Source organism: Pseudomonas sp. HS-18, assembly GCF_020401845.1.
GTDB classification, from domain to species: domain Bacteria; phylum Pseudomonadota; class Gammaproteobacteria; order Pseudomonadales; family Pseudomonadaceae; genus Pseudomonas; species Pseudomonas nitroreducens.
Window position 1 is genome coordinate 2095388 of record NZ_CP084413.1, and the last position, 12471, is coordinate 2107858.

Sequence of the window (12471 nt, forward strand, 5' to 3'; positions counted from 1 at the left end):
TCACCGCGCCACCGTTGAAAACAACAAGAAAGGACGCCCGAAGTGAACCAGCCTGCCAAATCCATCCTGCTGGTGGACGACGACCAGGAAATCCGCGAGTTGCTGGACACCTACCTGAGCCGCGCCGGTTTCCAGGTGCGCGCCGTCGCCAACGGCGAGGACTTCCGCCGCGCGCTGTGCGATGAGGAGTCCGCCCTGGCGATCCTCGACGTGATGCTGCCCGACGAAGACGGCTTCAGCCTGTGCCGCTGGATCCGCTCGCACCAGCGCCACGCCTGCATGCCGGTAATCATGCTCACCGCCAGTTCCGACGAGGCCGACCGCGTGGTGGGCCTGGAACTGGGTGCCGACGATTACCTCGGCAAACCCTTCAGCCCCCGCGAGCTGCTGGCGCGGATCAAGGCGCTGCTGCGTCGCGCGCAGTTCACCCAGGTGCGCGGCGGCGAAGTCATCGCCTTCGACGACTGGCGGCTGGATACCATCAGCCACCGGCTGTTCCACGAGGACGGCGAGGAGCACTTCCTTAGTGGCGCCGACTTTGCGCTGCTCAAGCTGTTTCTCGACAACCCCCGGCAGATTCTCGACCGCGACACCATCGCCAGTGCCACCCGTGGCCGCGAGGTGATGCCGCTGGAGCGTATCGTCGACATGGCCGTGTCACGCCTGCGCCAGCGTTTGCGTGACACCGAGAAGCCGGCGCGGCTGATCCAGACCGTGCGCGGCAGCGGTTACCTGCTGGCTGCCCAGGTTCGCCCGCACCTCGCCGGCCATGAGTGAGCGCCGCCGCTGGGCCCTGGTACCGCGCTCGCTGCTCGGCCGCATGCTGCTGCTCACCCTGCTGGCGGTGCTGCTCGCCCAGGGGCTGTCGAGCCTGTTCTGGATATCCCACCTGCGCAGCAGCCAGCGCGACGGCCTGCTCACCAGCTCGCGCAGCCTGGCCTATTCCATGGCCGCCAGCGTCAGTTACTTCCGCTCGCTGCCCATCGGCTACCGCCCGCTGGTGCTGGACCAGTTGCGCAGCATGGGCGGCACGCGCTTCTTCGTCTCGCTCAACGAGCGGCCACTGAACCTGCGCGCGCTGCCCGATACGACGAACAAGCAGGCGGTGCTCGACATCGTGCAGGACGTGCTGCACCAGAAGCTGGGCAAGGACGTGGAGCTGCAGGTGGAGTTCGTCAGCCCCGACGATCTGCGGTTGTTCAATGGCGAGCTGAAGCTGGAGGAGCTGCCGCGCTCCTGGGCGCACTACGCACTGACCCTGGAGCCGGTGAACCCGCCGGTGCTGGTCACGCAGATCCGCATCGGCGAGAGCGAATGGCTGTACATCGCCAGCCTGATGCCGGCGCCCTACGTCACCCTGGAGCCCGAAGGCCTGCCGCCGCAGCAGATCATCTCCATCGCCTTCACCAGTCTGCTGTTGCTGCTGTTCACCGGCTTGCTGGTGCACTGGCAGAGCCGCCCGCTCAAGCGCCTCGCCCGCGCCGCCCGCGACATTGCCCTGGGCGGCCAGGACCAGCCGCTGGAGGAGAACGGGGCGAGCGAACTGGTGGAAGTCTCACGGGCTTTCAACACCATGCGCGAGCGCATCGACCGCTACGTCAACGAGCGTGGCCAGCTGTTCAGCGGTATCTCCCACGACCTGCGCACGCCGATCACCCGCTTGCGCCTGCGGGTCGAATTGCTGGAAGACGAGCCGGCGCGGGACAAGTTCAGCCACGACCTCGACGAACTGGAACTGCTGGTGAAGGGCGCGCTGCAATGCGTGAAGGACACCGACATCCACGAGAATATCGAGCCGGTAGACCTCAACCAGCTGCTGCAGTACATCGCCGGTCCCTACCTCGCCGATGGCCGGGTTCAGGTCATCGGCGCGGCGCGCGAGCCCTATCCCGGCAAGCCGCTGGCGCTCAAGCGCTGCATCGGCAACCTGCTGGACAACGCGTTGAAGTACGGCGAGCGCGCGCAGTTGAGTATCGAGGACGATGCCGATGCCGTGGTGCTGCACGTCGACGACCAGGGCCCCGGCGTGCCGGAGCAACGCCTGGAGAAGGTCTTCGAGCCGCGCTTCCGGCTGTCCGAACGGGGCCAGGGCTACGGCCTTGGCTTGGGCATCGCACGCAACATCGCCCACACCCACGGTGGCGAAGTCACCCTGCAGAACCGCCGCGAGGGCGGGTTGCGGGTGACGTTGCGGTTACCGAGGTTGGAGGTGGAGTAAGGCGCCTCGTGCTCCCGGCAACTTTCCCAATGAACACCTGCCCAATGTCACCACCCCGTGACAATCGAAGATCGCTTCGTTACCCGGAGAGCGGAATGCCTTGGATAGACTCGGACCATCGCAAGCGCAGACTTGCCTCCAATAACAAGAACAAGGTGCTCCCCATGAATGCGATCCGTCGCCTGTCGGCCGCCATCTGTCTTTCCTCTTTCTGTCTCTCCCCGATGCTGGCCCACGCCGGTGAAGTCGAAGTGCTGCACTGGTGGACTTCCCCTGGCGAGAAGCGCGCCGCCGAAACCCTGAAGAAACTCGTCGAGGCCAAGGGCCACACCTGGAAGGACTTTGCCGTCGCCGGGGGCGGTGGTGAAGCCGCCATGACCGTGCTGAAGACCCGCGCCGTCTCCGGCAATCCGCCGGCCGCCGCGCAGATCAAGGGGCCGGACATCCAGGAATGGGGCGAACTCGGTCTGCTCGCCGACCTCAACGACGTCGCTGCCGAAGGCAAGTGGGACCAACTGCTGCCGCCGCAGGTGGCGCAGATCATGAAGTACAAGGGCGACTACGTGGCCGTGCCGGTCAACGTGCACCGGGTCAACTGGCTGTACATCAACCCGGAAGTCTTCAAGAAGGCCGGCGCCACGCCGCCGACCACCCTGGACGAGCTCTTCGCCGCCGCCGACAAGCTCAAGGCTGCCGGCTTCACGGCGCTCGCCCACGGTAGCCAGCCCTGGCAGGACGGCACGCTGTTCGAGAATCTGGTGCTCAGCAAGATGGGCCCCGAAGGCTACCGCAAGGCCTTCGTCGAGCAGGACAAGGCGACGCTGACCGGCGCGCAGATGGCCGACGTCTTCGCCGCGCTGAAGAAGCTGCACAGCTACGTTGATGCCGACGCTGCCGGCCGCGAATGGAACGTCGCCACCGGCATGGTGATCAACGGCAAGGCCGGCATGCAGATCATGGGCGACTGGGCCAAGAGCGAGTTCACTGCCGCCGGCAAGGTGGCGGGCAAGGACTACCAGTGCCTGCCGTTCCCCGGCACGCAGAAGGCTTTCGACTACAACATCGATTCCCTGGTGATGTTCAAGCTGAGCAACGCCGAGAACCGCAAGGCCCAGGAAGACCTCGCTCGCGCGGTGCTCGACCCGGCGTTCCAGAAGGACTTCAGCCTGAACAAGGGTTCGATCCCGGTGCGCCTGGACGTCGACATGATGCCCTTCGACGCCTGCGCCCAGCAGTCCATGAAGGACTTCAAGGCCGCCTCCGCCGACGGCAACCTGGTGCCGAGCATGGCCCACAGCATGGCCGCCTCCAGCTACGTGCAGGGCGCGATCTTCGACGTGGTCACCAACTTCTTCAACGACCCCGCCGCCGATCCGCAGAAGGCCGCGCAGCAACTGGGCGCCGCTATCCAGGCCGCCGCGCAGTAACGCGCTCGCCGGCTCCGTGACGGAGCCGGTTTTCTGATTCCCCAGAACGACTCCGGGCCGTCACGGCAGCCCGGGTGGGTTCACTCATCCTCGAGAAAGCAGATGGCGACCCGATCCCCGACTTTCACTCCCGCCGCCGCGCCTCGGGCTTCGCTGCTCGACGGCCTGCAGGCCTGGCTGCCGAAGCTGGTGCTGGCCCCGAGCATGCTCGTGGTGCTGGTCTGCGTGTACGGCTACATCGGCTGGACGCTGCTGCTGTCCTTCACCAATTCGCGCTTCATGCCGGCGTACAGCTGGGCGGGCCTGAGCCAGTACCTGCGCCTGTGGGACAACGACCGCTGGTGGGTGGCGAGCAAGAACCTGCTGCTGTTCGGCGGCCTGTTCATCGGTATCTGCCTGGTGCTCGGCGTCTTCCTCGCCGTGCTGCTGGACCAGCGTATCCGCCGCGAAGGCTTCATCCGCACCGTCTACCTGTACCCCATGGCACTGTCGATGATCGTCACCGGCACCGCCTGGAAGTGGCTGCTCAATCCCGGCCTGGGCCTGGACAAGCTGCTGCGCGACTGGGGCTGGACCGGCTTTCGCTTCGACTGGCTGGTGGACCCGGAGCGGGTCGTCTACTGCCTGGTGATCGCCGCCGTTTGGCAGGCCTCGGGTTTCGTCATGGCGCTGTTCCTCGCCGGCCTGCGCGGGGTCGACCCGGCCATTGTGCGCGCCGCCCAAGTGGACGGTGCGAGCCTGCCGACCATCTACCTGCGCATCGTGCTGCCGAGCCTGCGCCCGGTGTTCTTCAGTGCGCTGATGATCCTCGCGCACATCGCCATCAAGAGCTTCGACCTGGTCGCCGCGATGACCGCCGGCGGCCCCGGCTACTCCTCCGACCTGCCGGCGATGTTCATGTATGCCCACACCTTCACCCGCGGCCAGATGGGCCTGGGCGCGGCCAGCGCGATGCTGATGCTGGGCGCCGTGCTGGCCATCGTCGTGCCCTACCTGTACTCGGAACTGCGGGGCAAGCGCCATGATTAACGCGACCCTCAAACCCGCCTTCAGCTTCAGCCGGCTGGCGGTGCACGCAACCCTCTGGGGCGCCGTGGCGCTGTATGTGATCCCGCTGCTGGTGATGCTGCTGACCAGCTTCAAGTCGCCCGAGGACATCCGCACCAGCAACCTGCTGGCGCTGCCGGACGTATTCACCGCAATCGGCTGGGTGAAGGCCTGGAGCGCGGTGGGCGACTACTTCTGGAACTCGGTGAAGATCACCGTGCCGGGCGTGCTGATCTCCACCTTCATCGGCGCCATGAACGGCTACGTGCTGTCGATGTGGCGCTTCCGCGGCTCGCAGCTGTTCTTCGGCGCGCTGCTGTTCGGCTGCTTCCTGCCGTTCCAGGTGATCCTCCTGCCGATGTCCTTCACCCTCGGCAAGCTCGGCCTGGCCAACACCACCACCGGGCTGGTGATGGTCCACTGCATCTACGGGCTGGCCTTCACCACGCTGTTCTTCCGCAATTACTTCGTGGCGATTCCCGATGCCCTGGTGAAGGCCGCACGCCTGGATGGTGCGGGGTTCTTCACCATCTTCCTGCGCATCCTGATGCCCATGTCCACGCCCATCGTGATGGTCTGCCTGATCTGGCAGTTCACCCAGATCTGGAACGACTTCCTGTTCGGTGTGGTGTTCGCCAGCGGCGACGCGCAGCCCATCACCGTGGCGCTGAACAACCTGGTGAACATCAGCACCGGGGTCAAGGAATACAACGTCGACATGGCCGCCGCGATGATCGCGGCGCTGCCCACGCTGGTGGTCTACGTACTGGCCGGCAAGTACTTCGTGCGCGGGCTGACTGCCGGCGCGGTCAAAGGTTGAGGTAAGCCCAAGATGTCCACACTCGAACTGCACAACCTGCACAAGTCCTACGGCAACGGTCTGGCCGACACGCTGAAGTCGATCAACCTGTCGATCGACTCGGGCGAATTCCTGATCCTGGTCGGCCCCTCCGGCTGCGGCAAGTCCACTTTGATGAACTGCATCGCCGGCCTGGAGAACGTCACCGGCGGCGCGATCCTGGTCGATGGCCAGGACATCAGCGGGATGAGCCCGAAGGATCGCGACATCGCCATGGTGTTCCAGTCCTATGCGCTGTACCCGACCATGAGCGTGCGCGAGAACATCGCCTTCGGCCTGAAGATCCGCAAGCTGCCCAGGGCGGAAATCGACGCCGAAGTGGCACGGGTCTCCAAGCTGCTGCAGATCGAGCACCTGCTCGAACGCAAGCCATCGCAGCTCTCCGGGGGCCAGCAGCAGCGCGTGGCCATGGGCCGGGCGCTGGCGCGGCGGCCGAAGATCTACCTGTTCGACGAACCGCTGTCGAACCTCGACGCCAAGCTGCGCGTGGAGATGCGTACCGAGATCAAGCTGATGCACCAGCGCCTGAAGACCACCACGGTCTACGTGACCCACGACCAGATCGAGGCCATGACCCTGGGCGACAAGGTGGCGGTGATGAAGGACGGCATCGTCCAGCAGTTCGGCACGCCACAGCAGATCTACAACGATCCGGCGAACCTGTTCGTTGCCAGCTTCATCGGCTCGCCGCCGATGAACTTCATTCCGCTCAAGGTGCAGCAGCAGGGCGGCCGCCTGGTCGGCCTGCTGGACAGCGGCCAGGACCGCTGCGAGCTGCCGCTGCAACTGGACGCCGGGCTGGCCGAGGGGCGCGAGCTGATCCTCGGTGTGCGCCCGGAACAGGTGCAACTGGCCACCGATGGCGGCAACGGGCCGAGCGACCTGCGCGCCGAGGTCGAAGTGGTCGAGCCCACCGGGCCGGACACCCTGGTCTTCGTCACGCTCAACGGCGCCAAGGTCTGCTGCCGCCTCGCGCCGGACCAGTCGCCGCAACCGGGCTCGTCGCTGCAACTGCGCTTCGATCCGTCCCGTGCGCTGCTGTTCGACGCGCAGAGCGGCGAGCGCCTGCGCGCCGAGCCGCGCGGCGACGGCGCGAACAAGGTGACGCCGCTGGCCCGACAGAAGCATTCCTGAAACACCCCCTGCCTGTAACTACGCTAGAAACCAAGACAACGAGGACGCTGGAGATGCACAAGAACAACAAGAACCGGCCCGCCGCACGAACCCTGGGCTGCCTGCTCGCACTGGGTTGTGTGGGCAACGTCGCCCAGGCCGCCGATGCCTTCTCATCCGAGTCCAGGTGGGGCCTGGGCGACTGGGGCGGCAAGCGCACCGAGCTGCTGGAGAAGGGCTACGACTTCAAGCTCGACTACGTCGGCGAGGCCGCCAGCAACCTGGGCGGCGGCTACGACCAGCACACCACCGCACGCTACTCCGACCAGTTCGCCCTGGGTACCCACCTGGACCTGCAGAAAATCCTCGGCTGGGACGCCACCGAGTTCCAGCTGACGGTCACCGAGCGCAGCGGTCGCAACCTCTCCAACGACCGCATCAGCGACCCGCGCGCCGGGCAGTTCAGCTCCGTACAGGAAGTCTGGGGCCGGGGCCAGACCTGGCGCCTGACGCAGATGTGGATCAAGCAGCAGTACTTCGACGGCGCGCTGGACGTGAAGGTCGGCCGTTTCGGCGAGGGCGAGGACTTCAACAGCTTCCCCTGCGACTTCCAGAACCTGGCCTTCTGCGGCTCGCAGGTGGGCAACTGGGTGGGCGGCATCTGGTACAACTGGCCGGTCAGCCAGTGGGCCGCCCGCGTGAAGTGGAACTTCAACGATGAGTGGTACGCGCAGGTCGGCGCCTACAACCAGAACCCGTCGAACCTGGAGACCGGCAACGGCTTCAAGCTCAACGGCAGCGGCACCAAGGGCACCATCCTGCCGGTGGAGCTGGTGTGGATGCCGAAAGTCGGTGCTGCTCAGCTGCCGGGTGAGTACCGCCTGGGCTACTACTACAGCACCGCCGAGGCCGACGACGTGTACGACGACGTCAACGGCAACCCGCAGGCGCTCACCGGCGAGCCGGCCAAGACCCACAGCGGCAAGCACGGCTGGTGGGTGGTGGCGCAGCAGCAGGTCACCGCGCACAACGGCGACGCCTCCCGCGGCCTGAGCCTGTTCGCCAACTTCACGGTGCACGACAAGGCCACCAATACCGTCGACAACTACCAGCAGCTCGGTGTCGTCTACAAAGGCCCGTTCGACGCGCGGCCCAAGGACGACATCGGCTTCGGCGTGGCGCGCATCCACGTCAACGACGACGTGCAGGACCGCCAGCGCCTGGTGAACCAGGTCAACGGCATCGACGACTACGACAACCCGCTGTACCAGCCCATCCAGGACACCGAGTACAACGCCGAGCTGTACTACGGCGTGCATGTGACCAATTGGCTCACCGTGCGCCCGAACCTGCAGTACATCCGTCATCCGGGCGGCGTGGACGAGGTGAACAACGCCGTGGTGGCCGGCCTGAAGATCCAGTCCAGCTTCTGATTGCTCCCCGGTGCGAACCTGGCCCGTCCTTGTGACGGGCCTTTTTTGTCTGCTCCGGGCGGTGTGTTGGGTGGTTCCTCGGCTGCTTTTTGTAGGAGCGAGCTTGCTCGCGAATACCCTGGGGCTCCGGTGTCAGGCGGTTCGCGAGCAAGCTTGCTCCTACAGAGGCCAGAAGTGGGCAGACCCGGAGCGGGTGAGGAACCGTTTTTCATTGGCGCAAGCGCTGCGCGTGACTAGGCTTTGCGGTTAGAATCGCGGCCTTTTCTGTAAGATGTAGTGAAACTACAGAGAACTTCACGCCCCGGAATGTCCGGGCAGGGATTGGATCAGGACATCCGGACAATGCTCGAGCATCCGCTGCAGCGTTTTTTTCATTCCATGCGGGCCAAGCGGCCCTTCGACTGGGTGCGCTTCCAGCGTCGCGACCTGCTGCTCATCGATCACCCGCAATGCCAGGCGGTGTTCAGCCGCCAGGGCGCGCAACTGCTGCACTTCCAGCCGCGCGGCGCACGCCCGCTGTTGTGGTGCTCCAGCCAGTGGCCGAGCCTGAGCACGGCACCGATCCGTGGCGGTATCCCGGTCTGCTGGCCGTGGTTCGGCAGCCATCCCACCGAGGCCGACTGGCCCCAGCATGGCTGGGCGCGCCAGCGCGAGTGGCGCATGCTCGACGCCTGGGCCGATGATCAGAAGGCGGTCGTCAGCTGGCAGCTGGATATCGAGGACTGGCACGTACGCCTGGAAGCGCGCCTGGGCCAGGACCTGGACATCGAACTTTCCAGCTACCACGAGGATGACAGCGACTGCCTCTTCAGCTTCGCCCTGCAGCCATACTGGCGCGTGGGTTCGCTGCGTCGCTCGGTGGTCCACGGCATGGAGCTGGACGGCAAGGCCAGCGGCCTGCCCAACACCTGGGCGCCGCGTGGTGCGGTCAAGCAGGTGCTCTACAACACCGGTTCCCTGGTGCTGGAAGATGCCGGCTGGCAGCGCCGCCTGCGCATCGACAAGAACACCAGCGCCGGCAGTGTCATCTGGCATCCGGGCAGCCGCGCGGTGGAACAGGTGGAGCCGGGCGAAGCGGAACGCTTCCTGTGCATCGGCGCTGCCGGCTATCGCGCGGGCGGGCTGATCCTCGCCCAGGGCGAGCGCATGCTGCTGAACCTGCGGGCCGGGCTTGTCTGATTGGCGGTGAGCGGACGGCCCCTCTCCGAGGCCATCCGCAAGACGAGGGGATTACCCTCAGGACGGTTGTTGCGGAGTACCCAGCAGCGACTTGCCGGTTTTCTTCTGCCGCTTGGCCATGCGTTTTTCATGCGCGGTTTTCAGCGGCTTCTTCTTCGCTTGTTTCTTCGCGTCGAGACCTTTCACGAGCCTGTCCTCCAGGGGACGCCCTCGGGCCGAGAGCTGACAGCTTCAGCATAGTCCCGCTGCGCACGGTCGCTCAGCCGGCGGTCAGGCGCTCCAGTTCGCGGCGTACCATGTTGGCGTAAGGCGCCGGGCTCAGGCGGTACAGCTCGCCGGCCACCCAGGGCAGCCAGCGGGCGCCGAGGTTGTCGCGCTCGGCCAGCAGGCGCCGGGCTTCGGCCTCGGCGCGCTGGGCGTGTTGCTGGTGGTAGTCGGCACGGCTCATCGGTGGCTCTTGGGTGCAGCGTCAGGTCTTCGCGCAGCTCAGGGTCTGCGGGTCGATGGTGATGCTCGCCAGCGGCTTGGCGTCGCTGCCGGCGTATTCGTGGGTGACGCTCAGGTGATGCTCGCGGAAGCGCTGCAGCAGGTCCGGCTGTTCGCAGGTAGTGCCTTCGAGCTGCTTCTTCAGGCCGTTCTCGAACTTGGCGCGGGCGCCCAGGTCCATGGCGTCCAGGCGCAGGTTGGAGATGGCGTAGCGGTAATACAGCATCTTCTTCGCCGGGTCGAGCTGCACGCTGTTGAGGGTGGTCACCTTGTCCACCTGGCGCGGCAGGTTGGCCTTGGTCACCTGGTCGAAATAGTCCGCCGATTCCTTGAGGAATTTCGCCTCGTCGGCGGAGTCATCGGCGTGGACGGCAAGGCTGGTGAGCAACAGCAAGGGCAGGGCGAGACGGGCAAACGGCATGGGAGATTCCTGTACGGCTGATGGGGGCGGAGATGCAGGCTCAATAGGTGCGACAGCCAGGGTATGGCCGGGTTCGATCGAGTGTGCAGTGGCTGCACGCTCATGGTCTGTGAGTGTAGAGCACCGCCAGCCGCTGGCCGCTCGCGGGACGATTCTTTTGCAGGTAGGCTTGCGACCGGTCGTTCCCCACCATTTCCGCAGGTCTGCAGTCCCGCCATGATCAAACTCACCCAGCTCGACCTCCGCACCGATCCCGCCGCGCAACGCGTGGTGAAGGATGAAACCGTCACCGTCGAATTCGCCGTCGCGCCGGGCGAGTTGATGAGCCTCGAAGGGCCGAACCGCTACGCTATCGGTGACGCGATCATCAGCAGCGCCACGGGGGAGAGTTGGGTCGTTTCCCGCGAGCGTTTCGACCCGAAATACCTGCCCGCCGACGCGGCACTCACGCACGGGCACCCCGGTGCCTACCGCAACCGTCCCAGCGTGGTGCTGGCCCGGTGCATGGACCAGCCCTTCACGCTGCTGCGCTCGGCAGGTGGCGACCGCCTCACCGGCGCCGCGGGCGACTGGGTCATGCAATACGCGCCCGGCGACTACGGCGTGGTGAAGGCAGAGCGTTTCGCCAAGGTCTATCGGCTGGCCGACTGAAACCTTTTCGCTCTGGCATCCCGGCCCCGCCAGCGGCTATGGTCTGTGCTGGCGGGCGCTCTGCGTCGCGCATTTCTTGCAACTTTGCCGGCGTTGCGCAGGTCCACCCTGCAGTTGCCGGCAGGTGGAGCGCTCATCGGGAGGACGGTGCGGGATGCGATTCATGGACATGCGCGGGCTCAGTCTGGGGCCCTGGAAGCTGATCAGCCTGACGCTGAAGGAATTCCTCGAAGACGAGATGCCCACCTACGCCGCTGCGCTGGCTTACCAGGGGCTGTTCTCGCTGTTTCCCTTCCTGCTGTTCCTCATTGCGCTGCTGGGCTTCCTGCACCTGCCCGAGTTCTTCGACTTCCTCCGCCAACAGGCCAACTACGTGCTGCCCGCCCAGGCGCTGGACCAGGTCAACCCGGTCATCGACCAATTGCAGCAGCGCCAGGGCGGCCTGCTGTCCATCGGTATCGTGGTGGCGCTGTGGTCGTCCTCGGCGGCGGTGCGCTCGCTGATGATCGCGCTCAATGCCGCCTACGACGTGCGTGAGGCGCGCCCGGCGTGGAAGCGCATCCCGCTGTCGCTGTTCTACACCTTCGGCCTGGTGGCCATGCTGATGCTGATCGCCGCGCTGATGATCCTCGGGCCCCAGGTGATGGGTTGGATTGCCGCCCAGGTGGGTCTGGAGGACTTCGTGGTGATCCTCTGGAGCATCCTGCGCTGGCCGGTGATCGTGCTGCTGATGATGATGGCGGTGGCGATCATCTACTACGTCACGCCCAACGTGCAGCAGAAGTTCCGCTTCATCACGCCCGGGTCGGTGCTCGCCGTGGTGCTGTGGATATCGGCGTCCCTGGGGTTCGGCTACTACGTGAAGAACTTCGCCGACTACAACGCCATGTACGGCAGTGTCGGCGCGATCATCGTGCTGCTGCTGTACTTCTACATCTCGTCGGCGGTACTGCTGCTGGGAGCAGAGCTGAATGCGGTGATCGAGCACCACCTGCCTCACGGCAAGGGGGAGGGCGAGCGCACCTTCGACCAGGCCGAGCCGGCACCGGACGAGGGCTAGGGCTGGGCAGGCTGGCCGGCGACGGCGGGCGGTTCGCTGAGCAGGGCATCGACCAGCGCGCTGGCCTTCTCGAAGGACGGGTAGCCGCTCTTGGCGACGTCGAGGTTGGCGTAGTCCTCCAGGTACTGCTGGGCCTTCTGCGGGTCGGCCTGCTCGACGAGGAAGGGCTCGGACCAGATCTTGTACAGCAGCGCCACCGCGTACGGTTGGCCGGCGTCGGCGGCCTTGCCCAGCAGCGCCAGCACTTCGTCCACCTGCGGGCCCTCCTTGATCTTCAGCAGTGCCATGTAGAAGCTCGCCTCGCCGCGCTCGTCCTTCTCCAGGGAGCGCGTCAGCAGGGCCTCGGCCAGCTCGTAGTTGGCCAGGTCGCCGGTGGCGATCAGCAGCTTCGCCTGCAGCATGTCGTTCTGGTAGAGCAGGCGTTCCTGGCGGCAGGCCTCGCCGCTCAGCGGCTCGTCGCAAGGGTTGCCGGCGGGCGTGGAGCAGCCGGCCAGCAGCACTGGCAGGGCCAGGGCGGCCAGCAGGTAAGGTGTGTGTGGCTTGCCCATGCAAGTCCCTCGGGGGCGAGTGTCAGGGT

General features: G+C 65.9%; 14 protein-coding genes. 10 read left to right on the plus strand and 4 right to left on the minus strand.

Going from position 1 to position 12471, the window contains the following annotated elements; translation table 11 throughout:
- Nucleotides 1–42 precede the first annotated feature (42 nt).
- The 8 genes from LDJ84_RS09750 (at nt 43) to LDJ84_RS09785 (ending at nt 9276) form a co-directional block, all read left to right on the plus strand.
- Nucleotides 43–777: a response regulator gene (locus tag LDJ84_RS09750; RefSeq protein WP_054909369.1), complete on the plus strand. Its 735-nt coding sequence runs from the start codon at nt 43–45 to the stop codon at nt 775–777.
- Complete coding sequence (locus LDJ84_RS09755) at nt 770–2218, plus strand: ATP-binding protein (protein ID WP_226046266.1); 1449 nt, start codon at nt 770–772, stop codon at nt 2216–2218. Before LDJ84_RS09750 ends, LDJ84_RS09755 begins: the two co-directional genes overlap by 8 nt.
- 164 nt (nt 2219–2382) lie before the next feature.
- A complete protein-coding gene (locus tag LDJ84_RS09760) occupies nt 2383–3645 on the plus strand; it encodes an ABC transporter substrate-binding protein (protein ID WP_038803418.1) in 1263 nt (420 codons plus the stop codon).
- A 102-nt stretch (nt 3646–3747) separates the two neighbouring features.
- Nucleotides 3748–4674 carry a carbohydrate ABC transporter permease gene (locus LDJ84_RS09765; protein WP_038803419.1) on the plus strand — a complete coding sequence of 309 codons (927 nt, stop codon included), beginning with the start codon at nt 3748–3750 and terminating at the stop codon, nt 4672–4674.
- A complete protein-coding gene (locus LDJ84_RS09770; RefSeq protein ID WP_024766412.1) occupies nt 4667–5512 on the plus strand; it encodes a carbohydrate ABC transporter permease in 846 nt (281 codons plus the stop codon). The genes LDJ84_RS09765 and LDJ84_RS09770 overlap by 8 nt, the downstream gene beginning before the upstream one ends.
- 12 nt (nt 5513–5524) lie before the next feature.
- Nucleotides 5525–6685 (plus strand): ABC transporter ATP-binding protein, encoded by a 1161-nt coding sequence (locus tag LDJ84_RS09775; RefSeq protein ID WP_226046267.1) that lies wholly within the window; start codon nt 5525–5527, stop codon nt 6683–6685.
- Nucleotides 6686–6738: 53 nt separating this feature from the next.
- Nucleotides 6739–8097 (plus strand): carbohydrate porin, encoded by a 1359-nt coding sequence (locus LDJ84_RS09780; RefSeq protein ID WP_037014706.1) that lies wholly within the window; start codon nt 6739–6741, stop codon nt 8095–8097.
- Between the two features lie 342 nt (nt 8098–8439).
- A complete protein-coding gene (locus tag LDJ84_RS09785; RefSeq protein ID WP_024766410.1) occupies nt 8440–9276 on the plus strand; it encodes a D-hexose-6-phosphate mutarotase in 837 nt (278 codons plus the stop codon).
- Nucleotides 9277–9333: 57 nt separating this feature from the next.
- Here LDJ84_RS09785 and LDJ84_RS30675 read toward each other — a convergent pair whose 3' ends face one another.
- The 3 genes from LDJ84_RS30675 to LDJ84_RS09795 all read right to left on the minus strand — a co-directional run bounded on the left by LDJ84_RS30675 (nt 9334) and on the right by LDJ84_RS09795 (nt 10183).
- Nucleotides 9334–9462 (minus strand): hypothetical protein, encoded by a 129-nt coding sequence (locus tag LDJ84_RS30675; protein WP_017516671.1) that lies wholly within the window; start codon nt 9460–9462, stop codon nt 9334–9336.
- A gap of 73 nt (nt 9463–9535) precedes the next feature.
- On the minus strand, nt 9536–9724 hold the full coding sequence (locus LDJ84_RS09790; protein WP_024766409.1) for a hypothetical protein: 189 nt from the start codon (nt 9722–9724) through the stop codon (nt 9536–9538).
- Nucleotides 9725–9745: 21 nt separating this feature from the next.
- Complete coding sequence (locus LDJ84_RS09795) at nt 9746–10183, minus strand: hypothetical protein (protein ID WP_037014703.1); 438 nt, start codon at nt 10181–10183, stop codon at nt 9746–9748.
- 216 nt (nt 10184–10399) lie between these two features.
- Here LDJ84_RS09795 and LDJ84_RS09800 point away from each other — a divergent pair, with 216 nt between their 5' ends.
- A complete protein-coding gene (locus tag LDJ84_RS09800; protein ID WP_226046268.1) occupies nt 10400–10834 on the plus strand; it encodes a PGDYG domain-containing protein in 435 nt (144 codons plus the stop codon).
- A 154-nt stretch (nt 10835–10988) separates the two neighbouring features.
- A complete protein-coding gene (locus tag LDJ84_RS09805; protein WP_024766407.1) occupies nt 10989–11894 on the plus strand; it encodes a YihY/virulence factor BrkB family protein in 906 nt (301 codons plus the stop codon).
- Here LDJ84_RS09805 and LDJ84_RS09810 read toward each other — a convergent pair.
- The gene (locus tag LDJ84_RS09810) at nt 11891–12442 is read right to left on the minus strand and encodes a hypothetical protein (protein ID WP_037007549.1); all 552 of its coding nucleotides are present in this window, start codon (nt 12440–12442) and stop codon (nt 11891–11893) included. The two genes, LDJ84_RS09805 and LDJ84_RS09810, sit on opposite strands and share 4 nt — an antisense overlap.
- Between the last annotated feature and the right edge of the window lie 29 nt (nt 12443–12471).